Source organism: Mesorhizobium sp. M8A.F.Ca.ET.207.01.1.1 (genome assembly GCF_004794715.1).
Lineage (GTDB): Bacteria > Pseudomonadota > Alphaproteobacteria > Rhizobiales > Rhizobiaceae > Mesorhizobium.
On record NZ_SRUS01000227.1, the window covers coordinates 1 to 365 of the forward strand.

Here is a 365-nt window from a genome sequence, read left to right on the forward strand (position 1 = left end):
GCCCGCGACAGCGGGATGAAGGGCGAAGCGCGCAAGGTGAGCATCGACGAATGGAAGGACGGCGTGGCCTCCGGTGCGATCAGTGAAGTGTTTGCCTGCGGTACGGCGGCGGTGGTTACCCCGATCGGCCAGCTGAAGGGCGAAGGCTTCGCGGTGGGCGATATCAACGCCCCGGCTGGCGAAGTGACCATGTCGCTGCGCAAGGAGCTGACCGACATCCAGTACGGCCGCCTGCCGGACCGCCACAACTGGCTGGTCAAGCTGGGCTGATCGCCCACGCTCAACTGGAGAGCCGAGCCTACGCTTGGCGGCGTTGTTCCTGGAAAGCCCGTCCCTGTGACGGGCTTTCTGCGTTGTGGGGCCTC

1 pseudogene is annotated in these 365 nt (G+C 66.0%); it reads left to right on the top strand.

The window, feature by feature from the left end:
• A pseudogene (locus EN850_RS34295) lies at nucleotides 1-270 on the top strand (branched chain amino acid aminotransferase); the annotation flags it as partial.
• Between the last annotated feature and the right edge of the window lie 95 nt (nucleotides 271-365).